This window comes from Streptomyces sp. HPF1205, from assembly GCF_020400825.1.
Lineage (GTDB): Bacteria > Actinomycetota > Actinomycetes > Streptomycetales > Streptomycetaceae > Actinacidiphila.
The window spans coordinates 1-23,097 of the sequence record NZ_JAINVH010000056.1; the positions used below are offsets into that span (position 1 = coordinate 1).

Below are 23,097 nucleotides of genomic sequence, written 5' to 3' on the forward strand. Positions count from 1 at the left end.
CCCCGGCGTGGCGGCGGCTGCCCCCTCCCCGTGCGTGCCGGGCGGCGCCCGTCGCCGCCCGCGCGGCGCGAACGCGCAGTGACGCGCGGTTGGGGGAAGGCGGCCCCATGGTCCATCCTGGAAGCAGGGAGGGAGGCGAACTCCATGCACACACCCCCCAAGTGGCAGCTTGAGGTGGATTTCCGGGAGACCGACCGGCAGATCGCGGCCGTCGTCGTGCTCCGGCTGACCGACGACACCGAGCTCACCGCGCACGGATCCGCCACCCGGCGCGGGGACGACCCGGGCCGGGCCCCCGTGGCGGAGAAGATCGCGGCGGCGACGGCGCTCAACGACCTGGCCCGCCGGCTCCTGCGGATGGCCGGCGCGGAACTCGGCCGCCCGGCCGACTAGGTGTATTGATCACGAGCGGCTCGGCCGGTGACGGCGGGTTCGCCCGCCTCGCCGGACCCGGGCCGCCCGGGCCCCTTGGGGTTTCCCTTCGGCGCCGAGCACCGCGCGCTTCCCTGCCCCGGCCACGCGGCCCGGCGGCGGCCGCTCCGGCGGCGCCGTGCCCGACGGCACCGGTGCCGGGTCCCGCCCCATCAGCACAAGCGGCTCGTCGCCGTCCGGCGCCCCTGCCATCTGTACGCCGGGCCGGGCGGACCCGCCGCCCGGCCCGGCGTACAGGTGGCACGCGCGACGCGGAACCGGTATCAGCCGCCCGCCCGCGGGCATGCGCAGGTCGTGACCGGCGGCGAGAGCGGCGGCATGCGGGCGCGCGGGCACGGCGGAAGCGGTCACCGCGCGGTCCCGCACACCGCCGACGTGCGCGTGGAGGCGTGGGGCCCGAACCGCGAGGAGTGCCTGGCCCAGGCGGTGACCGCGATGGTGGAGACCTTCGCGGACGTCAGGGGCGTGCGTCCGCGCGCGGTGCGCCGGGCGCGGATCACCGGGGCCGGGGACGAGGACCTGCTGGCGGCCCTCCTGGACGAGGTCGTCTTCCGCGTGGAGGTGGACGGCGAGGTGCCGGTGGGCGTCGACGCCCGCGCCACCGGCGACGGCGCTCTGGAGGTGCGCCTGGCGGTGGCGCCGCTGGCCGAAATGGAGATCACCGGCGCCGCGCCGAAGGGCGTCTCCTGGAGCGACCTGCGCGTGGGCCCGTACGCGGACGGCTGGTGCTGCGCGGTGACGATCGACGTGTGAACGCGGCCTTCGGTGTCCCGGGCCGGGCGCCGGCGGGCCCGGCCCCGCCGGGCGTCCCCGGACGCCGGCTCAGCCCTTCACCACGGCGATCGGGACCAGCCGTGCCACCTTGCGGCACAGGCCCGCCGTCTCGGCGGCCTCGACCACGGCGTCGACGTCCTTGTACGCCTCCGGGGCCTCCTCGGCCAGGCCCCGCGTCGACAGCGGGCGCACGGCGATCCCGCCGGCCTCCAGCCGCTCCCTCAGTTCGCGTCCGTCCACGGTGCGTGCGGCCTGGTGGCGGCTGAGCACGCGGCCGGCGCCGTGGCAGGTCGAGTGGAAGGCGCCGCCGCCGGGGACGCCGGTCAGGACGTACGAGGCCGTGCCCATGGTGCCGGGGATGAGCACCGGCTGGCCGGCCTCCCGCAGGTCCTCCGGCAGCTCGGGGTGGCCGGGCGGGAAGGCGCGCGTGGCGCCCTTGCGGTGGACGCACAGGCGGCGCCGCACGCCGTCGACCCGGTGGGTCTCGATCTTGGCGAGGTTGTGGGACACGTCGTAGACCAGGGCCAGGCGGGCGCCGGCCGTCTCGCGCAGGACGCGGCGCGCGGCCTCGCAGAGCAGCTGGCGGTTGGCCCGGCCGTAGTTGGCGGCGGCGGCCATCGCGCCGAGGTAGGCGCGGCCCTCGGGCGAGTCGACGGGGGCGCAGGCGAGCTGGCGGTCGGGGACGGCTATGCCGTAGCGGCTCATGGCCCGGTCCATCGCCCTGACGTGGTCGGTGCAGACCTGGTGGCCCAGTCCCCGCGAGCCGCAGTGGATCATGACGCAGACCTGGCCCGCGCGGATGCCGAAGGCGGCGGCGGCCTGTTCGTCGTACACCTCGGCGACCTCCTGGACCTCCAGGAAGTGGTTGCCGGACCCGAGGCTGCCGACCTGCGCGAGACCACGTTGCCGGGCCCTGGTGCCCACTTGCCCGGCGTCGGCGTCGGCGACGGCGCCGAGGTCCTCGCAGCGCAGCAGGTCGCGTTCGTCGCCGTGGCCGCGCTCCACGGCGTAGCGGGAGCCGCCGGTGAGCACCCGTTCCAGCTCGCCGGGGCCGTCGAGCCGCCAGACCCCGCCGGGCCCCGCGCCGCGCGGGACGGCCCGGTGCAGGCCGTCCATGAGGGCGGGCAGGGCGGGTCGCAGTGCCGCCCGGTCGCAGTCGGCGGCCATCAGGCGGACCCCGCACGATATGTCGAAGCCGACGCCGCCGGGCGAGACCACCCCGCCGTCGTCGATGTCGGTCGCGGCCACTCCCCCGATGGGGAAGCCGTAGCCCCAGTGGATGTCGGGCATGGCGTACGACGCCTCGACGATCCCGGGCAGCGTGGCCACGGCGGCGACCTGCCGCAGCGACTTCTCGGCGTCCCTGAGCAGCTCGGGGGACGCGAACACCACGCCCGGCACGCGCATCGCCCCGCGCCGGGCGATGCGGAACCTGCCCGGCCGCTCCGGCACGGCCTCCTCGACGGTCGGCGCGGTGGTCGCGTTCGTCCCGTTCGCCTTGTCCATCGCGGTCTCCTCGGGCTGCCCCCGCGTCGCGGCCGGGCGCGGCGCGCGCCCGCCCGCGACGTGTCACGGCCGGTCGCGGTGGGCGCGGTCGTGCAGGACCGCGCCGCCCAGCGCCAGTGTCGCCGCGACCGTCGTGGCGAAGGCCGCCAGGGATCCGGTGCCGGGCTTGCTGAGCACGTCGGCGAGGAGGATCACGCAGAGCAGCGCCAGGACGACGAGCGCCGCCGAGCGGACGCCGCGCAGCCCGTCCAGGCACTTGGTCCACGCGCTCACCCGCCACGTGCGCAGTTCCCGTTCGAGCCTGCCCTCCTTGCCGAGCGTGTGCTCGATCTCGGTGAGGATCTGCTGTTCCCGTGGCGAGAGCCGGGGCTCGCCCATGGCTGCCACCTCCACGAACCCCCTCGTTCGTACGCCCTGCGCATTCCCGGCCGGGCCGGCTTCACGCCCGCCCGGCACGGTCCAGGCCGCGGCGCTGGACGATCCCCTGGATGTCGTGCGGGGTCACGATGCCGACCGGGCGGCGGCCGTCCTCCAGCACCAGGATCCGCAGCCCGGCGGCCGGGCGGGCCCGCTCCAGGACGTCGGTCATGAGCTCGCCGGGGGCGGCGAGCGTGCACTGGGACAGCGGTGTCGCCACGTCCCGTACCCGCAGGGTCGCGCGGTCCGCCATGCGTACGGCCGCGAGCTGGCGTGTGGTCACCATGCCGCTGGCGTCGCCGTTGAAGTCGAGCAGGGCGAGCGCGGTGTGCCGGGCGGGGGCGGCCACGTCGGTGATGAAGCGCTCCACGCTCATCCAGTCGGGGCCGGTCACCACCGGGTGGGACATCGCGTCGGCGACGCGCACACCGCGCAGGGCGGTGGCGTACGTGGCCTGGCGGCGCTCGGCGCCCGCGGTCACGGTGACGAAGAAGCCGATCACCGCCAGCCACAGGCCGCCGGGGATGCCGCGCACGAAGGCGAGCCAGCCGAGTGCGATCAGTGCGATGCCGATCACCTGGCCGCCGCGGTCGGCGATGCGCGCGGCCCGCTCGCGGTCCTTGGTGCGCCACCACAGCACGGCCTGCAGCACCCGGCCGCCGTCCATCGGGATGGCGGGCAGCAGGTTGAAGACGGCCAGCAGCAGGTTGGTCCAGCCGAGCCAGGCCAGGACGGCCGCCGGGACGGCCGCGGGGCCGCCGGCCGCGTGCAGCCCGGCGCCCGCGCCCAGCGCCGCGCCCGCGACGACCAGGCTGGCCAGCGGCCCGCTCAACGCGACCCAGAAGGCGAGCCTGGCGGTCGGTGGCCGCCCCATCCTGGTGACGCCGCCCAGCGCCCACAGCGTCACGTCCTCGACCCGGACCCCGCCGCGGCGGGCGACGACCGCGTGCGCGGCCTCGTGCAGCAGCAGGCTCGCGACCAGCGCGACGGCGCCGAGTGCGCTCGCCACCGTGTACACGACCTGGGAGTGGCCGGGCGTCCAGTGCGGCAGCGTCTGCCTGCCCAGTCCGTAGCCGAACAGCACGACCAGCACCGGGACGGTCCAGTGCATGCGCAGCGGCACCCCGAAGAGGTGCCCGATCCTGACCGAGCCGTTCATGGGTTCCACCTGCCCGCCGGCTCGCGGCGGACGGCGCCTGGTCCTTCGCGCACCCGTCCCGCACCCATCGTGTGGCCGTCGCCGCCCCCGGGGCCCGTATGCCCTGGACGGTCCGGTGGCTCCCGGGTAAGTCCCGGTATGTACCACTTACCCGGTGGGCGCCCGGCTCACGCTCGACCCGGGCGTGCCGCGGGGCGGGCGTGAGCCGGAGGCGGGCCTCAGGGCCTGGTGAAGGTCATGTGGGTGACGCCGCTGGGGGTGGTGACCGACTCGACCCGGAACCGCTCCTCCAGCCCCTCCAGGCCGTCCCACAGCCGCTCACCGCGGCCCAGCACGATCGGGACGACGACGACGTGCAGGTGGTCGACGAGGTCGGCGGCCAGGAACCGGCGGACCGTGGTGGGTCCGCCACCGATGCGGACGTCCAGGCCGCCCGCCGCCTCACGCGCCAGGCGCAGCGCCTCCTGCTCGGTGGCGTCGACGAAGTGGAACGTGGTGCCGCCCTCCATCGTCACCGACGGCCGCGGATGGTGGGTCAGCACGAACACCGGGGTGTGGAACGGCGGGTTGGCGCCCCACCATCCGTTCCACTCGTGGTCGGTCCAGGGGCCGCGCTGCGGCCCGAACTTGTTGCGGCCCATGATCTCCGCGCCGATGCCCGGGCCCCACGCGCGGGCCAGTGCGTCGTCCGCACCGCTCCCGCCCCCGCTCCCGCCCTGCATCTCCCGGAAGGTGCGGGTGTGGAAGAACCAGTCCATGAGCCGCCCGCCCGCGTGGCCGAAGGGCGCTTCGGCGCTCTGCCCCTCTCCGGTGGCGAAGCCGTCGAGCGAGACGGCGAAGTTGTGGACCCGTACAAGGGACATGCGCGGCCTCCTGAATCACGTGGCTCGCCGCGGTTCGCGTGCGAAGCCTCGGCGCGTGCGCGCCGGCAGCCACTATCGTGCCGCCACGCAGGCGCTCTCGTTCCGCTCCCACGCCCTTCGCGCGCCCCTCTCCTCCCTGCCCCATGGAGGGCGGCCCCGGGGCGGGGCCGGGCGGTGGGAACACCGGCCCTCGGCAGGGGCCGCCCCGCGGTCACCCCGCGTCGCCGTGCGCGCAGCGGCGGCCGAGGTGGAATCCGAGTTCGAAGCGGGTCGTGACGCCGAGCCGCTCCATCACCTCGCTCATCCGGCGCTCCACGGTCCGCCGGTGGATGCCGAGGGAGCGGGCGATCTGGTCGTCGGAACGCCCCTGGAGGGCCAGTCGCAGGATGGCGCGCTCCCGGCTCTCCGGCACCAGCCGGCCCAGGTCCTCACGGAAGGTGCCGAAGCGGACTCCCCGGTCCCAGCAGTCCTCGTACGCGGCCGTGAGGGACGTCACCAGCCGGCCGGTGATCCGGGCCGGCGGCTCGCCGCCGCGGGCGGGGTCGCCGGGCAGGAAGGCGGTGTGCCGGTCGAAGACGAGCAGGCCGAGGGGGGCGCGCTCGACGAGCCGGACCCGGACGCCGACGGCCGCGAGGTCCCGCAGGTGCCTGGCGTACTCCGGCTCCTGCAGGGCGGACTGCGGGTGCACGGACCGCACGGCCACCCCGCGCGCCACCAGGGCGGCGTCCCTGCGCAGCGCCCGCTCCAGGGACCGCGCGCCGGCCCGCGGTGCGCCCGCGCGCGGTGTTCCGGCGTCCGGGGCGTCGGTGTGCAGCGCGTCGACGGACTCCCCGCAGGCGGCGTACAGCCCGGTCAGCGCGCTGTCGCAGGCGCGGCCGTCGGGGTAGCGCTCCACCGCGCCGCCCCGCTCCTGGGGAGCGGTCCCGCGGTCGGCGGTGAGGACGCGCGGGCACGCGGCCGTCCCGGGATCCCGCCGCTCGCCGCCCGACGCGCCGGCCGGTCCGCCTCCGGCGGGTGCCGCCTGCCGGCCCCCGTCCGGTGACCTCCGGGACGGTACATGCGTCACGCGTGGCTCCCTGTCCGAGACTCCGGTGTCACGGCCCCGGCCCCCGTCCGGGGCCGTGACACCGGAGTCTCGCCGATCCCCTGCCGGTTATCGAGATCCGTTTTTCTCACGGGAGAAAAATCCACGTGAATAAATCGCCCGTACGCCGATGAATGCGGGCACGGCCCCGGGACGGTGGGCCCGGCCGCCGCGGCACTCCCTAGGATGACCCGCGAGGGGCACCGGAACCGGGGGGGTGAGTGCGTGTTCCTGATGCGATCCGCCGGCGCCGCCGACGCCCCCGCCCTGCGGGAGATGGTCCTGGCCCGCAGCGCGTGGCTGGAGCGGCGGGGACTGCGGGGCTGGCGGGACAGCGCGGACCGGTTCGCCACGCGCTGCTCGCGGCACGCCGGCAACGTCTGGCTGCTGGAGCACCGCGGCCGGGTGGTGGGGCACACGGTGCTGCACCGGCTGGGGCCGCCGTGGGGGTGGACGCAGGCCGAACTCGCCGAGCCCGCGCTCTACCTGAGCGACACGGTGACCGACCCGGAGTACCGGCGGCTGCGGCCGGGCACGCTCATCGCGCTGTGGGCGGTGGACCGGGCCGCGCGGGAGGGCGCCCGCTGGGTCCGGCGCGACTGCGGCCCCCGGGCGCTGGCCGCGTACTACCAGTGGCAGGGGTTCCGCGTCGTCCACGAGGTCCAGGGGCCGCCGCGCCCGCTGTTCTCGCTCGCCCGCCGCGCCCAGCGGCTGCCCGGGCTCGCGCCGGCCGTGCGGGAGGCATCGTCGGGCCACGCGCCGGCCGCGCCGGGGGACGTACCGGCCGCGGGCCGGCCGTAGCCGAAGGGATTGGATGTGGGTGGGGATCCGCAGGCGTTGCGGCGGCTGCTGACCACGGCCAGGGCCAGGGCGCGCCCGGGCGACTTTCCCCAACTGGCGTTCGTCCAGCGCGACAAGCGGGGCCGGCACGCCGCCAACCGGGGCCTGGCGCAGTCGGACATGGACATCCTGCTGGGCAGGAGCATCGGCACGTACGGCCCGATCGAGAGAGGCCAGAACGCCCCGGAGCACCTGTTCGAGCTGATCGCCCGCGTGCTGAAGCTCGACCACCAGGAGTGGAACTCGCTGTGGCGGTACGCGGTCGGCAAAGAGCCGCCGTTCGCGCTGAACACCGATCTCGGGCTGGACGTTGCCGGTTCGTGGCGGCTGCTGGTGGACGCCACGTCCGCCATCGCCTACGTCAACGACCGCGACTGGAACGTCCTTTGCTGGAACGAGCAGGTGACGCGCCTGTTCGACGGCCGGCCGGTGCCGGACAACATGATGCGGTGGATCATGCTCGACCCGCACGCACGGACGGTGCTGCACGAGTGGGACACCTACTGGGCGCCGGCCGTGGTCGCCGAACTGCGGGCCGCGCACGCGCTGCACCCGGAGAGCGAGACGCTCGCGAAGCTGGTCGCGGACGTGCGGGCCGACCGGCGGGCGGGGCCGGTCTACGAGCACCAGCACCTCCCCTACGTGCAGCCGCAGGCCGACGCCCCGCGTCCGCTGCTGCACCCCGATCCGGCGGTGGGGCTGGTGTGGGTGTACGTGTGCGGCGCCGCGATCTTCGGCTCGCCCTCGGCGCGCCTGATGCAGTTCCCGCTCGCGCCCGTGGACGCGGACGGGGCGCCGCGCCCGCTGCCGTGGCTGCGCGCGGCCGGCCGCCGCGCGTCGGACACCTCGCCGGAGCGGCCCTGACCGGCCCCGACCGGTCACTGTGACGCGCATCACCAACCAGACAGGCGGCCGCCGCCGCCAGAATGATCGGCGGCAGCGCCACCGAATCGCCGAAGGGGTTCGACCGTGTTCGTCCTGCGTCCCGCCGTCGTCAACGCGCCGCACCGGGTCACCACCGACGAGATCAGGCGCGCGTTGCACCGTGTCCAGCCGGACCACCCGCACCGCCGGCTGTTCGACAGGGTCGCCGGGTCGATCGGCGTGGACGTCCGGTACTTTTCCGAGCCCCTGGAGGTCGCCTCGGCGCCGGCGCCGCTGCCGGAGCGCACCCGGACCGCGTGGGAGCACCTGCGCGACCACGGCGTGGAGGCCGCCCGGCAGGCGATGGCCGAACACGGCCTCGACGCGCAGGACATCGACGTCGTGGTGACCTCGCACGCCACGGGGGACCGCAAGCCCGGGCTGGACCTGGCGCTCATCAACGAACTCGGGCTGAAGCCCACCGTGCGCAGGGTGCCCATGACGCAGCACGCCTGCGGCGGCGGCACGCAGTCCCTCATCCAGGCCGCCAACATGATCGACGCCGGGCGGGGGCGCACCGCGCTGGTCGTGGTGGCCGAGACGCTGTCGACCGTCTACCACTACTCGGACGTGACCCGGGAATCGGTGGTGTTCAAGTTCCTGTTCGGCGACAGCGGGGCCGCGGCGATCGTGACGGCGGACAAGCCGGCGGACCGGCCGTGCCTGGAGGTCCTGGACACGTACGAGATGGTGCTGCCGGGCACCACCCACTACTACCAGCAGCGCATCGAGCCCGACGGCTGGCACTTCGACAGCACCAGGGAGGCGGTGGAGGCGACCTCGGTGGTCATGCCGCACGTCGTGAAGTGGCTGACGGAGGGCGACCCGGCGTGGACGGCCGGGCACGTGGTCGCCCACCCCGGCGGCCCCAAGGTCCTCGACAGCGTGGAGGCGGCGCTCGGCTGCGCCCCCGAGGTGATGCGGCACAGCCGCGCGAGCATGCGCGACGGCGGCAACCGCGGTGGCGCCGCCGTCCTCGACGTGCTGCGCCTGGCGCTGAGCGATCCGGACCTCGCCGCGTCCACCGGGCTGATCGTCAGTTTCGCGCCGGGCTTTTCCACCGCGGCCCTGCGTACCCGGGCGCACCTGCCCGTGCGCTGAGCCGCGGCGGCCGCGGGGCGGCCGTCACGCGCGGCTCACGGCGGACGACAGGAACCAGTCCCTGGCCGCCTCGGTGGTCTGCTCCAGCGCCTCGGGGTCGGCGAACAGGTGGGTGGCGCCGCGCACGATGTGCACCTTGTGCGGGCCCGGGACGCGCTCGGCGGCCTCGCGGTGCAGGCGCACCGCCTCGGTGTCGTTGCCGCCGACGACGAGCAGGACCGGGGCGCGCACCCGTTCCAGCGCGTCGCCCGCCAGATCGGGGCGGCCGTCGCGGGAGACCACGGCGTAGACCCGGCCGGGCCGCTCGGTGGCCGCGCACAGCGCCGCGGCCGCGCCCGTGCCCGCCCCGAGCAGCCCCACCGGGGCGCCCTCGGTGTCGGGCTGCTCGTCGAGCCAGTCGATCGCGGCGACCAGGCGCCGGGTGAGCAGGGGGATGTCGAAGCGGTGCGTCTCGGTGACCGCGTCGGTGCGTTCCTCGCGCTCGGTCAGCAGGTCCATCAGCAGCGTGCCCAGTCCGGCCCTGCGCATCTCGCCGGCGACCACGCGGTTGCGCGGACTGTGCCGCGAACTGCCGCTGCCGTGGGCGAACAGCACCATCGACCGCGTGGGCCCGGGGACGACGAGGTCGCCGGCCAGGGCCGCGCCGTCGGCGGGGACCAGAACCATCGAGGAGATCATGTCGCCACCCCTTCCGGCCGGAAAAGCGGCTCTCCCGACCAGGAGCGAATACCCCCGCGATCACTCCCCATGCGTCACAGCAGTAACACTCGTCACGATGATCGCGGCCGGGTGCCGCCGGGCGGGCCGGGGAGCACCGGGGCCGGGCAGGTGCTCAGTCCGGGAAGACGTCCTGGCCCGGGGCCAGCAGGCCCCGTGGGTCGTAGCGGCGTTTGGCGGCGGCGAACCACGGCCACACCCTGCCGTACTGGGCCTGCCAGTCATCCGGCGTCATGGGGATGCTGCCCACCGGGTACTGGGTGCCGCCGGCCGCGCGGACCGTCTCGTACGCGGCGCGGTTGGCGGCCTCCCGGGCGGCGATCGCGGCGCGGTCGGAGGGGTCGAGGGTCCACAGCACGGCCATCAGGTACGGGACCGGGTCGTCGGGTGCCCGCAGCAGCGGGGTCCGCAGGAGGTCGCGGACCAGCGGGTAGAGCAGGACGACACCGCCGGGGCCGAGCTCCTGGCCGGCCAGGCCGTCGAGCAGGGCGCCGGCCAGCTCCGGCGCGCGGTCACCGGGCAGCAGCAGGTTGAGCCAGGGGTGCGACCAGGACCACAGGCCGGCCTGTTCGAGCGCGGCCACGCCGGGGGCGAGGCGGTCGAGGAAGTCGAAGTAGCCGAGGGTCTCGCGGGTCACCACGCCCGAGGTGTCGTAGCGCAGGCCGCGCAGCAGGGCCGTGTCGTCCGGTTCGGGCCCCGCGGGCGGGCCGTAGGCGACCGCTTCGAGGGTGTACCGGGTGTACGCGCCCCCGGGTTGCGCCGCGACCTCGCCCTCCACATAGGCGAACCGCCCGTCCCCGGCCAGCCGCCGCTGGTCGTCGAGGAAGGTGGCAAGGTCGGTGTAGGGGAGCAGGAAGTGGCGTACGGAGACCGGCGCGGGCACCAGCCGCAAGGTCGCCGAGACGATGACCGCGCACTGGCCGAGCCCGGCGAGCACGGCCACGAAGAGGTCGGCGCGCGAGGTCGCCGAGCACGTGAGGAGTTCTCCCGTGCCGGTGACGACCTGCAGTTCGGTGACGTTGTCGACCTGGGCGCCGTGCAGGTGCGCCTGCCCGCCCAGTCCGCCGACCGACAGGGTGCCGCCGACCGACAGTTCGAGGTAGTCGGTGAACACCGGAGGGGTGAGGCCGTGTGCGAGGGTGGCACGTACCACCGCGCTCCACACGGCTCCGGCCCCGACGCGCACCGTCGGCGTGCCGTCCGGGCCGTTGGTCACCGGGCCGACGGTGTGCAGTGGGGACGTCTCGACGACGAGGCCTCCGTCCGTCTGGGCCTGGCCGTTGGTGCCGTGCCCCTGGCCGCGGGCGGCGACCTGGATGCCGTGCGCGGCGCAGTAGCGCACCATCGCCACGACGTCGGCGACGGAGCCGGGGCGCAGGACGGCGATCGGGCGGCGGTGCACGTAGTGGCCGAAGTCGTCCGCCGCGGCGGCCAGCGTGTCCGGGTCGGTCAGCAGGCTGCCGTCCAGCGGCGGCACGCCGGCCGGTTCGGCGCCCGCGAGCGCGTACCGCCGGGCCATCCGGTCGGTGACCCAGGTACGGGTCACCGGGTCGAAGGCGATCACCCCCGCTCCCGCGGCCAGGCCGTGCAGTACGGTGCGGCGGCTGGGCTGGTGGAGCATGTCTCCCCCTCCTGGGCGGATCGCGGGCCTGCGGCCGTACGCGGTGCTGCGACGCCGGGTGGGGGGCCGGACGCCGGGACTGGCGTGATCGTACTCGTCCCGGCGATCGGCGGGCAGACTCGCGCGCGTGGTGGTTTCGGGCGTGAGCCGCGGCCGCGCGGGGTGAGGGGGACGCTTTGCGGGCGGGGCCCGTCAGCGGGCCGTCACAGGTGCCCCGGTTCGCGGAGGGCCTGCGCGGGCCGCACTCCGGCGACGCAGCAGGCGGCGAAGTACAGCAGGATCGGGTGCGTGTACGGCACACCGCGGCGCGAGTCGTGGACGAGGCTGTGGGTGCCCGGCTGCCAGCGGCGCGTGCCGAAGGCGGGCACGAGGACGGCCGCGTCGGCGCTGTAGGTGACGATGCACGGCCAGGTGAGTCCGATGTCGGAGCCCGACGGCACGATCCAGGACCAGCGTCTGCCGCGGGCCAGGACGCAGCCGGAGTCGGGCAGGAATCCCAGGATGCGCACTCCGTGCTCGGCCGAGGTCTCGACCACGTCGCAACCGAGCCCCGGAGGCAGGTCGGACGCGGACGGTACGCGGATACGCTGCCGCGCGGTGGCGGAGCCGGTCACGGGAGCGGTGCCCGGTAACGGGGCCATGGACATCGCCTCTCACTGCGACGGAGTGCGTACGGTCCCGGCGGCGTGGTCAATCGCCGCAGAACCGGCAGCACCGTTGAATTCACTATGATCGCCGCGCCCGTCAACGCGCAAGCTGAAAACTACAATTTGCAAAAGCGATACCCGGCGGGCGGCCGGGAGGGCGGGGACCGCCGGGAAATCCAGGAGACCGGCCGGGCCGACCTTGCTACGTTCGGCCCATGGAACCCCTCGACGAACTGCGGATTCGTGCGTCCTTCGTCAATTGCTCGAAGGGCGAGGCCAAGCGGCTGAACCTGCCGAGGGATCTGGCGGACCTGCCGTGGGCCGACCTGGACTTCCTGGGCTGGCGGGACCCGGGGGCGCCGGATCGCGCGTACCTGGTGGCCGAGGACGGCGCGGGGGCGGGCCCCACCGGCGTCGCGCTGCGGATCGCCTCGTCGGCCCGGCGCAACCTGCTGCGCAGCAGCCTGTGCTCGATCTGCCTGACCGGGCACTCGGCGGGCGGGGTGGACCTGCTCGCCGCGCCGCTGGCCGGTCCGGCCGGGCGGCGCGGCGACACCGTGGCGGTGTACATGTGCGCGGACCTGGCCTGCTCCCTGTACGTGCGGGGCAGGAAGTCCGGTGCCACGGTCCGCCGCATCGAGGAGACGCTGACGCTTCGGGAGCAGATCGAGCGCACCCGGCGGAACCTGGACGCCTTCCTCGCCAAGGTGACGGCCACCGCCGCCTGACGTCCGCCCCGTGTCCGGCCGCGCCGGCGTCCCGCTCCCCGGCGTCCCACTCCCCGGCGTCCCGCTCCCCCGCGCCCGCGCCCGCGTCAATCCCGGGCCGCCCGGTACCCCGCCGCCTTCACCGGCGTGACGGGGACACCGCCGGCCGCGGCGCCGAGGAGAGTGAGGGCCACCTGGGCAGGTCCGGCCGGCGTCGTGCCGTCGGCGAGCACGGCCAGCGCCAGTGTGTTCTCGCCGCGCGGATCGAGCACGCCGTTGGGGAGGACGAAGGTGTGCTGCGGACCCACGTCGTTGACGTACTGGCCCATGTTCCAGCCGTTGAGGAAGATCTGCGCGCGGTAGGCGCGGGCCGGGTCGTCGGTCAGGACGAGGCCGATCGAGGCGTCGGTGCCCTTGTCCACGTCGAGGCGGAAGGTGGTGCGGTACCACGCGACGCCCTGGCGGGCCTCGGCCCGCGGCAGGGTGACGGGCCGCCAGTCGCGGTCGGGGAAGCCCGGCAGGTGCCAGCCGGAGCGCTCGCCGTACAGGCCGCCGGTGTTGAGCGGGCCGCGATCGGGGTCGCCCCCGAGTGAGCCCTGGATGCGCCAGGACACGTCGGCGGCGCCGTCGAGTACGGCGTCGGTGAGGCCGCGGGCGGCCTTGAAGGCGTCGTTGGCGCCGCCGTCCTCCTCGTGGGCCATCGGCCGCACCAGGACGGCCACCGTGTGCGGGCCGGGGCCGTCGAGGTCCGCGGGCACGGTGAACGCCGCGGTGTCGGTCCAGGTGCCCTTGGTGTCCTGTGCCTTGGCGGGCACCGGCATGCGGTGGGTGCCCAGCGGCCGGCCGTCCCACCAGGCCATGAGCAGTCCCTGGGTGCCGGTGGAGTACGACAGGGCCAGCGTGCCGGCCGGATCCCGGACCGTGACCCGGCCCCGGTACCACACATCGCCGTAGTGGAAGCCGTAGTCGTCGGCGAACAGCACGGGCCGGCCGGCGGGGACCGCGGTCTTGCTGTGCGAGGAGGTCAGGTCGCAGGCGCGCCAGGAGCTGTCGTCGAAGCCGGGGTCGGACTCCGGGTTCTCCTCGGCGTACCGCCAGCCGGTCAGGGCGGGCAGGGTGACGGCGGGCGGTCCGGCCAGGGGCCGGACCGCGAGCAGGCTGCCCGAGGCGGTGGGGCGCACGGCGGCCGGCCGCCCGTTCCAGGTGACCTCCCTGACGGCCGGCGGCGCCCACACCTCCAGCGGGCAGGGCGCGGTGGTGTCGCCGGTCAGGTGGAGCACCGCGCCGGTCCTGCGCGCCGTACGCACCAGGGGCGGTCCGCTGACCAGGGCGGGGGCCGCCGGATCGCCGAGGGGCGCGAGGACGGCCGAGGCGTCGTCGTCGGCGAGCAGCACCAGCAGCGGGGTCGCCACGCCGCCGCCGCTGACCAGGACCCGGGTGAGGCCGCCGAGGGTGGCTCCGATCCGGAGCGTGCCGGTGGTGGCGTCGTAGGCGGTGCGCGCGGTGCCGGCGAGCACCGTGACGACCGGCTCGGCCGGACAGGCGACCGCGGCCTCGACCGGGTCGCCGGGCCGTCCGGTGAGCACCACGAGGTCCTGCGCGGCGCCCGGCATCCGCAGCATCGGCTGCGCGGTGGTGTACAGCAGGGTGCGCCCGCCGAGCGACAGGTTGGTGGCCAGCGCCTTCATGTCCTTGGCGGCGACGCGCAGCGCGCCCTCGGCCGGCACGGTCACCGTGCCGGCCGCGGTGGTGACCGCGAGGGTGCACTCGGCGTCGGCGGACGTGTCGTTGCGCAGCAGGTAGACGTGGGAGCCGCGGTCGGGATCGGTGAGGTGGTACACGCGTACGGCGGCGTTGTCGGTGGCCGTGTCGGCGGCGCGGTCGAGCCGCGCCAGGTCGGGGAAGGACGTGAGCATCGTGCCGATCTGCCGCATCGGCACCACCTTGGAGGTCGGGTTGCGCGCCTCGTCGATCGCGGCCCCGTAGTCGTAGGAGGTGTACACCACCGGGGCCGGCAGCCAGCCCCACGAGGTGCCGCCGAAGGTCATGTAGACGTTGTGGATCTTGATGCCGTTGGCCAGGTTGGTCAGGTAGAAGCGGCGCTCGTACGCGGCGTCGCGGGTGCGGCGGGACTCGGCGTAGCCCTTGCCGCCGAACTCCGCGCCGCCCCAGGGGTCGAACCAGCCGCCGCCGAACTCCGCCATGAAGCCGGGGGTGCCGGGGCTCGCCGTGGCACCGCCCTTGGCGCCGCCCGGCCCGAAGTACCCCCAGTCCGGCGGGGTCCCGGTGGGTGAGGGGTAGCCGTCGAAGGCGTACAGGTAGCGGCCCTGCTCACCGCCGGTGGGGAAGGCGCCGGGGACCCAGTAGCCGTTGCGGCCCTTGTCGTTGTGGAACAGCGGGACGTCGATGCCGTCGGCGCGCACCTTCTCGTACAGGTGCGCCATGTAGCCCAGGCCGGTGGCGTCGGCGACATGCGCGGCGTACTCGTTCTCCAGCTGGTACAGCACGACGGTGCCGGTGCCGCGGGTGTACAGGTGCCGCGCGACGACGGCGTCGACGGCGGTCAGCCACTGGTCCACGTGCCCCAGGTACTCGGGGTCGTCCGTCCGGGCGCGGCCCGCGATCGTGGTCAGCCAGCCGGGGTAGCCCCCGGCGTCGACCTCGGCATTGATGTACGGGCCCGGCCGCACGATCACGTACAGCCCCGTCCACGCGGCCATCCGCAGGAAGAGGTCCAGGTCGCGGACACCGGTGAAGTCGTAGTGGCCGGGTGCGGGCGAATGGTAGTTCCAGGCGACGTAGATGCTCACCGCGTTGTAGCCGTTACCGCGCATCTTCTGCAGGACGTCCAGCCACAGGGAGGGGCTGGGCAGCCGGAAGGGGTGCATCTCGCCGGACCACAGCGGCACCCGCCGGCCGTCGACGATCAGCGAGTAGCGGTCGAAGGCGACGCTGCCGGCCGCCTCCCGGGCCGGGGGCCGCCGCGCGTCCGCGGCGCTCGCCGTCCGGCCGGGCAGCGCGAGGGAGGCCGCCGCGGAGCCGGTCAGGATTCCGAAGGTTCGACGGGTCAGGTCCACGGGTCTCCTCGGGACTACCGCTGTGACGATGCGTTTGAAACTGTTCAAAAATGTGTGATCAGTTGTCGCGCACCGACGGTAGACCCGCCCCGAACCGCCGTCAATGCCCGCGACATCGCACGGCGGCGTCCGGCGGGCAGGACCGGCCGGGGGATGCTCACGGGCGGACCACTCGCAGGCGGACCGCTCGCGGGCGGACTACTTGTGGGCGGGCTATTTGTGGGCGTGGGCGCCGATCAGGAAGAAGAGCCACAGCAGGGCGGCCAGCAGGTGGGCGCCGACCACGTACAGGAGCACCCGCTTCACCACGCCCCGCTCCTTCCACTGCTCGGTGCCGGCGCCTCCCTGGGGGCTGACCGGCGCCGGGGCGTCCGCAGAATCACTCATGAGTCGTTTCTCCTGTTCCTCTTGTTCCTCTTGCCGATGTGCCGCTTGCCGCGATCACGCGGCTTGCCGCGATCGGCCGGTTCGCCGTACCTGCCCGGCTTGCCTCACCTGCACAGTCTGCCTTGCCCGTGCCGCGCCCGTGCGGTCAGGAGGCGGCGGCCAGGACGGTCGCCCCCAGCGCCACCAGGGCGAAGACCTTCACGGCCTCCAGCGCGATGTAGTACAGGTGGGCGCGCGAGCGGCGCAGGGCCGGGTCCTCGCCCGCCAGTACGGCGTCGGAGCGCCTGTTCAACCCCGGCCGGACGAAGACGAGTTGGGCGGCCAGCACGGCGGCGGTCACGACGGCGAGCGCGAGCGCCGCCCCGGACGGACTGCCGGTGGCGACCAGCGCCACGACGGCCGCCGCCAGCGCCGCCTCCACGGTGTTGAGCGCCCGGAAGACCATGCGGCCGATGCCGAGCCCGATGGGGATGGTCACGCCCGGCGCCCGGAACTTCAGCGGCGCTTCCAGGAAGGAAATGGCGAGCACCATGCCGAGCCAGACGAAGGTGACGGCTCCGGCCGCGGCCGCCGAGGTGGTGTTCATGTGCTGCGGATCTCCTGCTTCCCTGCGGGTGGGGTGGTACGGGCGGTACGGGTCCTACGGGCGGGGCCCGGGTGCGGCGCCGGCGGGGGCCAGGTGCGCCACGCAGGCGTCGGGCTCGGCGAACGGCTCCAGCCGGGTCGCGGCCAGGGGGGCGCGCAGTTCGGCCAGGGCGCCCTGCATCAGACCCAGGTGCAGGGGGCAGACGATCGCGCCGTACTCCTCGGCGAGTTCGAGGAAGGGGCAGTGCCGCAGCCGGATACGGTCGGGCGGGCCGGCCTCGCCGTGCACACCGTCGCCGTCGCGGGCCCGGGCGGCCCGGCCGGGGTCGGGGTGGCCGGGGTCGGGGTCGGGGTGGTCGGGGTCGGGGCCACCGGGGTGGCCGGGCCGGCCGCGGACCGGCTGCGGGTCGAAGCCCAGGTCGCCCAGCATGGCGGTGAGGCGGTCCGCGGCCTCCCGCGCGGTCGGGCGGCGCGAGGGGGGGACCTGCTCGACGAGGTACCGGCCCCAGTCGCGTCCGGCGTCGGCGGCCGCCTCCCGCGCGCCGGCACCCTGGGACGCGAGCCTGCTGAGCAGGATCCGGGCGAGCAGACGGTAGCGGCGGGCCCCGCCGCGGTCCATTCCGGGCCGCGCCGCGTACACCGTGCGCGGCCGCCCCGGCCCGGAGGGTGCCTCCACCGTCCGCTCGACCTGGCCCTGCGCCACGAGCGCGTCGAGGTGGAAGCGCACCGTGTTGGGGTGGACGGCGAGCCGCTCGGCCACGTCCGTGACGCCCAGCGGGGTGTCGGTGCCGCGCAGCAGGTCCAGCACCGCGGTGCGGCGCGAAGGCGTCCGCTCGATCTCCCCGTCGCCGGTCATGGCCGGCCCTTCCCGGCGATCACCCGGCTCACGAGGTGCTCCTCACCGTCGGCGATGGTTTCTCCAAATAGTACATGTAGTAATCATGGCAACGCGGGGCGGGGTACGGGGGCCGCGGGGCGCGACGGGGCCGCGAGCCGACCGCGTCCGGCGGGCGAACGGAGCCGCGAGCGCCGACGGAGCCACGAGCTCGACCGGGACCGCGGGCCCGACCGGGTTCGTCCCCGCGGCCGCCGGCGGGCGGGGCGGGGGGCTACCGTTTCCCGCATGGCGGGAATGTGGTCGGGCCGCGCCGGTTCCGCGGCGACCGGGACCGGCGGCGCGGCCCGGCCCCGGCGGCGGGGGACGCGGGCGCGCGGCACGCTGGACGGGCGGTCGGGGGAGGCCGCGTTCGAGGCGCTGCATCTGACGTCGCTCGCCGCGCCCGCCCTGCGCGGCGGCCTGACCGCGGCCTCCGGCGCCGCCGCGCGGCACCTGCGGGCGCTCCTGGGCGTTCCCGGCCTCGCGCTGGCCGACACCGAGCGCCCGCTGGCCTGGGACGGGCCCTGCGGCCATCACGCCGACCAGGTGCCGGCGCTGGCCGAGGCCGTCCTGGCCGGCGGGCGGCCGCTGGTGGCCAAGGACGACCAGGTGGGCTGCGCCGTCGCGGGGTGCGCGATCCGCCAGGCCGTGGTGGCCCCGCTCGTCGTCGAGGACCGGCTGGCCGGCGCGCTGCTGGCCTTCGCGCCCGACGTCTCGGCCGGCCTGGTCCGCGCGGTCGGCGAGGTGGCCCGCTGGATGTCGGGCCAGTTGGAGCTGGCCGAGTTGCACCGCTCCCGCACCAGGGTGGTGGAGGCAGAACTGCGGGCGCTGCGGGCCCAGATCTCCCCCCACTTCTCCGGCAACGCCCTGACCGCCATCGCGTCCTTCGTGCGCACCGATCCCGAGCGGGCCCGCGCGCTGCTGCTGGAGTTCGCCGACTTCACCCGCTACTCCTTCCGCAGGCACGGCGAGTTCACCACGCTGGCCGAGGAACTGCGCTCGATCGGCCAGTACCTGACGCTGGAACAGGCCCGCTTCGGCGACCGGCTGCAGGTGAGCGTGCGGGCCGCGCCCGAGGTGCTGCCGGTGGCGGTGCCGTTCCTGTGCGTGCAGCCGCTGGTGGAGAACGCCGTGCGGCACGGCTTCGAGGGACGGCCGGGGCCGGGCCGGATCACGCTGGTCGCCGAGGACGCGGGGGCGGAGGCGCACCTGACCGTCGAGGACGACGGCGTCGGCATGGACCCGGCCGAACTCGCCCGCATCCTGGACGCGGGTACGGACGGCCCCGCCGGCGGGATCGGCCTGAGCAACGTGGACACCAGGATGCGGCACCTGTACGGCGACGCCTACGGGCTCATCATCGAGACCGCGCCCGGCGCCGGCACCAAGGTGCGGCTGCGGGTGCCCAAGTACCGGCCCGGCGCGGTCGTCGCACCGGGCGCGGCGCGGCCGTGACCCGCGGAAGGGCGGGGGCGGGACCGGTGGTGCGGGCCGCAGGGGGCGGGCGGCCCGGGCCGGGCGGCGAAACGTGACCGAGGCGATACCGGCACAGCGATTGACCCGGCCCTCGGGCCGTGCGAAGAATCACACAATGCTGCGCATCCTGGCGGTGGACGACGAGCCGCCGGCTCTGAGCGACCTGGTCTACCTCCTCGGCCAGGACCCGCGCGTGGCACGCGTGGAGCAGGCGTGCGACGGCGGGTCGGCGCTGCGCGCCCTGGCGCACGCCCGGGCGGCCGGCGAACCGCTCGACGGGGTCTTCCTCGACATCCGCATGCCGGGTCTGGACGGCCTGGACGTGGCGCGGCTGCTGCTGGAGTTCACCGAGCCGCCCGCGGTGGTGTTCGTCAGCGCGCACGACGACTTCGCGCTGGGCGCCTTCGAACTGCGGGCGGTGGACTACCTGCTCAAGCCGGTACGCACCGAACGGCTCGCCGAGGCGGTGCGGCGGGTGGCCGAGACCCGCGCGCAGGCCGGACCGGCGGCGCCCGCGGCGGACCCGGGGCGCCCGGCGGCACCGGCCCCCGAGGCGGGCCCAGGTCCCGCCGCGCCGGCCGCGCCGCCGCCCGCCGACGACCCGGTTATCGCCGTCGAGCGGTCGGGGGTGACCCGGTTCATCCGCCGTTCGGACGTGCGGCACGTGGAGGCGTACGGGGACTACGTGCGGCTGCACCTGCCGACCGGGCACCATCTGCTGCGTGTGCCGCTGTCCACGCTGGAGCGGCAGTGGCGGGACGCGGGCTTCGTCCGGGTGCACCGCCGCCATCTGGTCGCGGCAGCGCACATCGAGGAGTTGCGTACCGACTCCGGGCGGCTGTCGGTGCGGGTGGGCGACGCCGTGCTGCCCGTCAGCCGCCGCAGCGCCAGGAGGCTGCGCGAAGTGCTCGCCGGCGATCCGGTGCGCCGGCCGACCGGGAGGGAGACCGGCCATGAGTGATCCGCCGCAGCGGGTCGTCGTCACCCATCCGCGCACCCGGGCGGCGCGGCCGGGCGCCGGGCACGGCGTCGTCCGCGACGTGCGGGAGCAGACGGCGCTCGGCGAGGTCTACGTCAGGGGGCTGATGCGGGCTCAGCTCAGACTGGCCGCGGTGGTGTGCGGCACGGTGTTCCTGGTGCTGGGCAGTCTGCCGCTGCTGCTGGCGTGGCTGCCGTCGTCGGGCCGGCTGACGGTGCTCGGCGTGCGGCTGCCGTGGCTGGTGCTGGGGCCGCCGGTGTACGCGCTGCTGGTGGCCGCGGGCGCGCTGTACGTACGGCGGGCCGAGCGGCACGAGCGGGAGTTCGCCACCCGCGTCCACCGCTCCTGACCGACGTCCGCCCCGGACCTCCCGCGCGCCCCGCGCCCCGCGATCCCCCCACGCCCCTCCCGGAGCCGAGTGATGAACGCCCTGCCCAACCTCGCCGCCGTCACCGCCGTCGCCGTCGCGACCGTGGCGTTCGGCGCCTACGGCCTGCGCTCGCGTTCCACTTCCGACTTCTACGTGGCCTCCCGTACGGTCTCGCCGCTGCGCAACGCCGCCGCGGTCAGCGGCGAGTACCTGTCGGCGGCCTCGTACCTCGGCATCGCCGGGCTGGTGCTGACGTACGGCACGGACATGCTGTGGTACGGCATCGGCTTCACCGCCGGGTACCTCGTCCTGCTGGCGCTGGTCGCCGCGCCGCTGCGCAGGTCGGGTGCGTACACGGTGTCGGACTTCGCCGAGGCGCGGCTGGGTTCGCGCGGCGTGCGGCTGGTCGCGACCGGGTTCGTGGTGCTCATCGGGTGGCTGTACCAGGTGCCCCAGTTGCAGACCGCCGGGCTCGCGCTGCACACGGTGACCGGCGCGCCGCCGCGGGCGGGCGCGTGGCTGGTGACGGCGGTGGTGCTGGTGAACGTGGTCGCGGGCGGCATGCGCAGCGTGACGCTGGTACAGGCGTTCCAGTTCTGGCTGAAGCTGGCCGCGCTCGCGGTGCCCGCCGTGGTGCTGGTGCTGGTCTGGCGCGGCGCCTGGCACCCGGCGGCGGCAGCGCACCCGGCCGGGACGCCGTACGCCGCCGCCCCGGCCGCGGGGCCGCCGTTCGGCCCGGGCGGCGGCCAGCAACTCTACGGTCTGTACTCGCTGCTGGTCGCCACCTGCTTCGGCGCGATGGGGCTGCCGCACGTCATCGCCCGCTTCTACACCAATCCCGACGGCGGCAGCGCCCGGCGGGCAACGGTGGGCGTCCTGGCGCTGCTCGGGCTGTTCTACCTGCTGCCCGAGGTGTACGGCGGGCTGGGCCGCCGGTACGCCCCCGACCTGGTGCCCGAGGGGCGGCCCGACACCGTGGTGCTGCTGCTGCCGCAGCGGCTGGTCCCCGGCGGGCTGGGCGAGTTCCTCACCGTCCTCGTGGTGGCCGGGGCCTTCGCGGCCTTCCTGTCGACGTGTTCGGGGCTGACGCTGTCGGTCGCCTCGGTGCTGTCCCAGGACATCTTCGGCGGCCACGTGCGCGGCTTCCGCAAGGCGGCCGCGCTGGCGGTGGCGGTGCCGTGCGCGCTGGCGATGCCGATGGCCGGCGCCGGGATCGGTGTCGCGCACGAGGTGGGCCTCATCTTCTCCGTGGCCGCGTCCACGTTCTGCCCGCTGCTCGTGCTGGGCATCTGGTGGCGGCGCCTGACGGCGGCGGGGGCCGCGGCCGGCATGCTGGTCGGCGGGGCGCTGGCCCTGGCCGCCGTGACGGTGACGGTGGTGTGGCGGCCGGGCCCGGGCTGGGGAGGCGCGCTGCTGGCCGAGCCCGCGGCGTGGAGCGTGCCCGCCGCGTTCGTGACGATGATCGGCGTGTCCTGGGCGACGCGCGCGAGTGTGCCGGCGCGGACCGCGGTCGTGCTCGCCAGGCTGCACGTTCCCGAGCTGCTCGCGGGGGGCCCGGCCGACCGTTCGGCGCGCGCGGGCGACCGTTCGGCGCGCGGCCGCGACCGCCTGTCGCACAACGCCCGCCGCTGATCGACAACTTGCGCCCGGCCCCTGTCCGCGGGACCGGCGCGGGCGCACCGTACCGGTCGAGCGAGCGGCACCACCCGGGTGACCGGCACTCGTGCACCATCAGCCCGACCAGGAGGGACCTCCCCGTGACCGACCCCCAGGCGACCTCCAGCGTGCCTCCCCGCACGTCCGCCCCCACCCCGTCGATCGCCGACCCCGGACCGCTGGGACTCGGCGCGTTCGCCATGACCACCTTCGTGCTGTCGTGCTTCAACTCGAACATCGTGCACAACGAGGCCCTGGAGTCCGTCGTGCTGCCGCTCGCCCTCTTCTACGGGGGCCTGGCGCAACTGCTCGCGGGCATGTGGGAGTTCCGCAAGAACAACACCTTCGGCGCCCTCGCCTTCACCTCCTTCGGGTCGTTCTGGCTGTCGTTCGCCGCTTACGTGAAGTTCGTCGCCCCGAAGCTGCCCGCGGACGGCGCCCACGAGGCGACCGGGCTGTTCCTGCTGGCCTGGACGATCTTCACGGTGTACATGACCGTGGTGGCGACCCGCATCAGCGTCGTCGTACTCGCCGTGTTCACCGCGCTGTCGCTGACGTTCCTGCTGCTGACCATCGGCGCCCTGGGCCAGCACCTGTCCGTCACCCACGCCGGGGGCTGGGTCGGCCTGGTCACCGCGGCGTTCGCCTGGTACGGCTCGTTCGCCGGGGTCGCCAACGCCACCTGGAAGGACCGCTCGCTGCCGACCTGGCCGCTGAGCTGACGGCGGCCCGCCCGCGCGGCGACGCGGGCGCGCCGGCGGCATTGAACGGCCGGCCGGGCCGGTACCGAGCACACGACACGACCGAGGGACGGGCGATGAACGACAACACGCTGGCGAATCTGTTGAAGGAGGAGCGGCGGTTCGCTCCGCCGGCGGATCTGGCGGCGGCGGCGAAC

23 protein-coding genes are annotated in these 23,097 nt (G+C 75.3%); 11 read left to right on the forward strand and 12 right to left on the reverse strand.

Annotated elements, in window-relative coordinates; genetic code table 11:
- Positions 1-144: 144 nt before the first annotated feature.
- Both K7G61_RS34480 and K7G61_RS34485 read left to right on the forward strand, forming a co-directional pair.
- Positions 145-393 (forward strand): dsRBD fold-containing protein, encoded by a 249-nt coding sequence (locus K7G61_RS34480; RefSeq protein ID WP_225851101.1) that lies wholly within the window; start codon positions 145-147, stop codon positions 391-393.
- 333 nt (positions 394-726) lie between these two features.
- Positions 727-1,185, forward strand: a complete 459-nt coding sequence (locus K7G61_RS34485) for an archease (RefSeq protein WP_374204339.1) — start codon at positions 727-729, stop codon at positions 1,183-1,185.
- Positions 1,186-1,254: 69 nt separating this feature from the next.
- On the opposite strand, the gene K7G61_RS34490 is transcribed toward K7G61_RS34485, so the two are convergent.
- The 5 genes from K7G61_RS34490 to K7G61_RS37185 all read right to left on the reverse strand — a co-directional run bounded on the left by K7G61_RS34490 (position 1,255) and on the right by K7G61_RS37185 (position 6,217).
- Entirely contained in the window at positions 1,255-2,712 is a 1,458-nt protein-coding gene (locus K7G61_RS34490) for an RtcB family protein (protein ID WP_308190796.1), read from the reverse strand.
- A 63-nt stretch (positions 2,713-2,775) separates the two neighbouring features.
- The gene (locus K7G61_RS34495) at positions 2,776-3,090 is read right to left on the reverse strand and encodes a hypothetical protein (RefSeq protein ID WP_225851102.1); all 315 of its coding nucleotides are present in this window, start codon (positions 3,088-3,090) and stop codon (positions 2,776-2,778) included.
- A 61-nt stretch (positions 3,091-3,151) separates the two neighbouring features.
- Complete coding sequence (locus tag K7G61_RS34500) at positions 3,152-4,288, reverse strand: site-2 protease family protein (RefSeq protein WP_225851103.1); 1,137 nt, start codon at positions 4,286-4,288, stop codon at positions 3,152-3,154.
- 218 nt (positions 4,289-4,506) lie between these two features.
- A complete protein-coding gene (locus K7G61_RS34505; protein ID WP_225851104.1) occupies positions 4,507-5,151 on the reverse strand; it encodes a dihydrofolate reductase family protein in 645 nt (214 codons plus the stop codon).
- Between the two features lie 211 nt (positions 5,152-5,362).
- Positions 5,363-6,217 carry a helix-turn-helix transcriptional regulator gene (locus K7G61_RS37185; protein ID WP_225851105.1) on the reverse strand — a complete coding sequence of 285 codons (855 nt, stop codon included), beginning with the start codon at positions 6,215-6,217 and terminating at the stop codon, positions 5,363-5,365.
- 252 nt (positions 6,218-6,469) lie between these two features.
- Between K7G61_RS37185 and K7G61_RS34515 the strand changes: the two genes are divergently transcribed.
- The 3 genes from K7G61_RS34515 to K7G61_RS34525 all read left to right on the forward strand — a co-directional run bounded on the left by K7G61_RS34515 (position 6,470) and on the right by K7G61_RS34525 (position 9,100).
- Positions 6,470-7,036, forward strand: coding sequence for a GNAT family N-acetyltransferase (locus K7G61_RS34515; RefSeq protein WP_225851123.1), 567 nt, complete (start codon positions 6,470-6,472; stop codon positions 7,034-7,036).
- Between the two features lie 15 nt (positions 7,037-7,051).
- Complete coding sequence (locus K7G61_RS34520; protein ID WP_225851106.1) at positions 7,052-7,939, forward strand: XRE family transcriptional regulator; 888 nt, start codon at positions 7,052-7,054, stop codon at positions 7,937-7,939.
- A gap of 105 nt (positions 7,940-8,044) precedes the next feature.
- The gene (locus K7G61_RS34525) at positions 8,045-9,100 is read left to right on the forward strand and encodes a PhlD (protein WP_225851107.1); all 1,056 of its coding nucleotides are present in this window, start codon (positions 8,045-8,047) and stop codon (positions 9,098-9,100) included.
- Positions 9,101-9,124: 24 nt separating this feature from the next.
- Here the strand turns inward: K7G61_RS34525 and K7G61_RS34530 are convergent, their stop codons facing one another.
- The 3 genes from K7G61_RS34530 to K7G61_RS34540 all read right to left on the reverse strand — a co-directional run bounded on the left by K7G61_RS34530 (position 9,125) and on the right by K7G61_RS34540 (position 12,079).
- Positions 9,125-9,778 (reverse strand): dienelactone hydrolase family protein, encoded by a 654-nt coding sequence (locus K7G61_RS34530; RefSeq protein WP_225851108.1) that lies wholly within the window; start codon positions 9,776-9,778, stop codon positions 9,125-9,127.
- A 154-nt stretch (positions 9,779-9,932) separates the two neighbouring features.
- Positions 9,933-11,438: an FAD-binding protein gene (locus K7G61_RS34535; RefSeq protein ID WP_225851109.1), complete on the reverse strand. Its 1,506-nt coding sequence runs from the start codon at positions 11,436-11,438 to the stop codon at positions 9,933-9,935.
- A 203-nt stretch (positions 11,439-11,641) separates the two neighbouring features.
- Complete coding sequence (locus tag K7G61_RS34540) at positions 11,642-12,079, reverse strand: hypothetical protein (protein WP_225851110.1); 438 nt, start codon at positions 12,077-12,079, stop codon at positions 11,642-11,644.
- 221 nt (positions 12,080-12,300) lie between these two features.
- On the opposite strand from K7G61_RS34540, the gene K7G61_RS34545 reads away from it, so the two are divergent.
- Positions 12,301-12,813, forward strand: coding sequence for an FBP domain-containing protein (locus K7G61_RS34545; protein ID WP_225851111.1), 513 nt, complete (start codon positions 12,301-12,303; stop codon positions 12,811-12,813).
- Between the two features lie 86 nt (positions 12,814-12,899).
- On the opposite strand, the gene K7G61_RS34550 is transcribed toward K7G61_RS34545, so the two are convergent.
- The 4 genes from K7G61_RS34550 to K7G61_RS34565 all read right to left on the reverse strand — a co-directional run bounded on the left by K7G61_RS34550 (position 12,900) and on the right by K7G61_RS34565 (position 17,697).
- Positions 12,900-15,869 carry a beta-galactosidase gene (locus K7G61_RS34550; RefSeq protein ID WP_225851112.1) on the reverse strand — a complete coding sequence of 990 codons (2,970 nt, stop codon included), beginning with the start codon at positions 15,867-15,869 and terminating at the stop codon, positions 12,900-12,902.
- Between the two features lie 213 nt (positions 15,870-16,082).
- Positions 16,083-16,256 (reverse strand): DUF6126 family protein, encoded by a 174-nt coding sequence (locus K7G61_RS34555; protein ID WP_225851113.1) that lies wholly within the window; start codon positions 16,254-16,256, stop codon positions 16,083-16,085.
- Between the two features lie 145 nt (positions 16,257-16,401).
- Positions 16,402-16,842, reverse strand: coding sequence for a hypothetical protein (locus K7G61_RS34560; protein WP_225851114.1), 441 nt, complete (start codon positions 16,840-16,842; stop codon positions 16,402-16,404).
- A gap of 54 nt (positions 16,843-16,896) precedes the next feature.
- Positions 16,897-17,697 (reverse strand): metalloregulator ArsR/SmtB family transcription factor, encoded by an 801-nt coding sequence (locus tag K7G61_RS34565; RefSeq protein WP_225851115.1) that lies wholly within the window; start codon positions 17,695-17,697, stop codon positions 16,897-16,899.
- Between the two features lie 267 nt (positions 17,698-17,964).
- On the opposite strand from K7G61_RS34565, the gene K7G61_RS34570 reads away from it, so the two are divergent.
- The 5 genes from K7G61_RS34570 (at position 17,965) to K7G61_RS34590 (ending at position 22,921) form a co-directional block, all read left to right on the forward strand.
- Positions 17,965-19,173 (forward strand): sensor histidine kinase, encoded by a 1,209-nt coding sequence (locus K7G61_RS34570; RefSeq protein WP_225851116.1) that lies wholly within the window; start codon positions 17,965-17,967, stop codon positions 19,171-19,173.
- A 136-nt stretch (positions 19,174-19,309) separates the two neighbouring features.
- Positions 19,310-20,155, forward strand: coding sequence for a LytTR family DNA-binding domain-containing protein (locus K7G61_RS34575; RefSeq protein ID WP_225851117.1), 846 nt, complete (start codon positions 19,310-19,312; stop codon positions 20,153-20,155).
- Positions 20,148-20,522 carry a hypothetical protein gene (locus K7G61_RS34580; protein WP_225851118.1) on the forward strand — a complete coding sequence of 125 codons (375 nt, stop codon included), beginning with the start codon at positions 20,148-20,150 and terminating at the stop codon, positions 20,520-20,522. The genes K7G61_RS34575 and K7G61_RS34580 overlap by 8 nt, the downstream gene beginning before the upstream one ends.
- Before the next feature lie 72 nt (positions 20,523-20,594).
- A complete protein-coding gene (locus tag K7G61_RS34585) occupies positions 20,595-22,175 on the forward strand; it encodes a cation acetate symporter (RefSeq protein ID WP_225851119.1) in 1,581 nt (526 codons plus the stop codon).
- A gap of 125 nt (positions 22,176-22,300) precedes the next feature.
- On the forward strand, positions 22,301-22,921 hold the full coding sequence (locus K7G61_RS34590) for an acetate uptake transporter (RefSeq protein ID WP_225851120.1): 621 nt from the start codon (positions 22,301-22,303) through the stop codon (positions 22,919-22,921).
- The last annotated feature ends 176 nt before the right edge of the window (positions 22,922-23,097 follow it).

What these genes read in the sequence shown, in the direction of transcription:
- K7G61_RS34530 (WP_225851108.1), bottom strand. Translation starts at nt 9,778, where the DNA reads ATGATCTCCTCGATGGTTCTGGTCCCCGCCGACGGCGCGGCCCTGGCC.
- K7G61_RS34570 (WP_225851116.1), top strand. Translation starts at nt 17,965, where the DNA reads ATGGCGGGAATGTGGTCGGGCCGCGCCGGTTCCGCGGCGACCGGGACC.
- K7G61_RS34535 (WP_225851109.1), bottom strand. Translation starts at nt 11,438, where the DNA reads ATGCTCCACCAGCCCAGCCGCCGCACCGTACTGCACGGCCTGGCCGCG.
- K7G61_RS34505 (WP_225851104.1), bottom strand. Translation starts at nt 5,151, where the DNA reads ATGTCCCTTGTACGGGTCCACAACTTCGCCGTCTCGCTCGACGGCTTC.
- K7G61_RS34500 (WP_225851103.1), bottom strand. Translation starts at nt 4,288, where the DNA reads ATGAACGGCTCGGTCAGGATCGGGCACCTCTTCGGGGTGCCGCTGCGC.
- K7G61_RS34565 (WP_225851115.1), bottom strand. Translation starts at nt 17,697, where the DNA reads ATGACCGGCGACGGGGAGATCGAGCGGACGCCTTCGCGCCGCACCGCG.
- K7G61_RS34560 (WP_225851114.1), bottom strand. Translation starts at nt 16,842, where the DNA reads ATGAACACCACCTCGGCGGCCGCGGCCGGAGCCGTCACCTTCGTCTGG.
- K7G61_RS34580 (WP_225851118.1), top strand. Translation starts at nt 20,148, where the DNA reads ATGAGTGATCCGCCGCAGCGGGTCGTCGTCACCCATCCGCGCACCCGG.
- K7G61_RS34545 (WP_225851111.1), top strand. Translation starts at nt 12,301, where the DNA reads ATGGAACCCCTCGACGAACTGCGGATTCGTGCGTCCTTCGTCAATTGC.
- K7G61_RS34495 (WP_225851102.1), bottom strand. Translation starts at nt 3,090, where the DNA reads ATGGGCGAGCCCCGGCTCTCGCCACGGGAACAGCAGATCCTCACCGAG.
- K7G61_RS34585 (WP_225851119.1), top strand. Translation starts at nt 20,595, where the DNA reads ATGAACGCCCTGCCCAACCTCGCCGCCGTCACCGCCGTCGCCGTCGCG.
- K7G61_RS34490 (WP_308190796.1), bottom strand. Translation starts at nt 2,712, where the DNA reads ATGGACAAGGCGAACGGGACGAACGCGACCACCGCGCCGACCGTCGAG.
- K7G61_RS34480 (WP_225851101.1), top strand. Translation starts at nt 145, where the DNA reads ATGCACACACCCCCCAAGTGGCAGCTTGAGGTGGATTTCCGGGAGACC.
- K7G61_RS34555 (WP_225851113.1), bottom strand. Translation starts at nt 16,256, where the DNA reads ATGAGTGATTCTGCGGACGCCCCGGCGCCGGTCAGCCCCCAGGGAGGC.
- K7G61_RS34515 (WP_225851123.1), top strand. Translation starts at nt 6,470, where the DNA reads ATGCGATCCGCCGGCGCCGCCGACGCCCCCGCCCTGCGGGAGATGGTC.
- K7G61_RS34540 (WP_225851110.1), bottom strand. Translation starts at nt 12,079, where the DNA reads ATGGCCCCGTTACCGGGCACCGCTCCCGTGACCGGCTCCGCCACCGCG.
- K7G61_RS34575 (WP_225851117.1), top strand. Translation starts at nt 19,310, where the DNA reads ATGCTGCGCATCCTGGCGGTGGACGACGAGCCGCCGGCTCTGAGCGAC.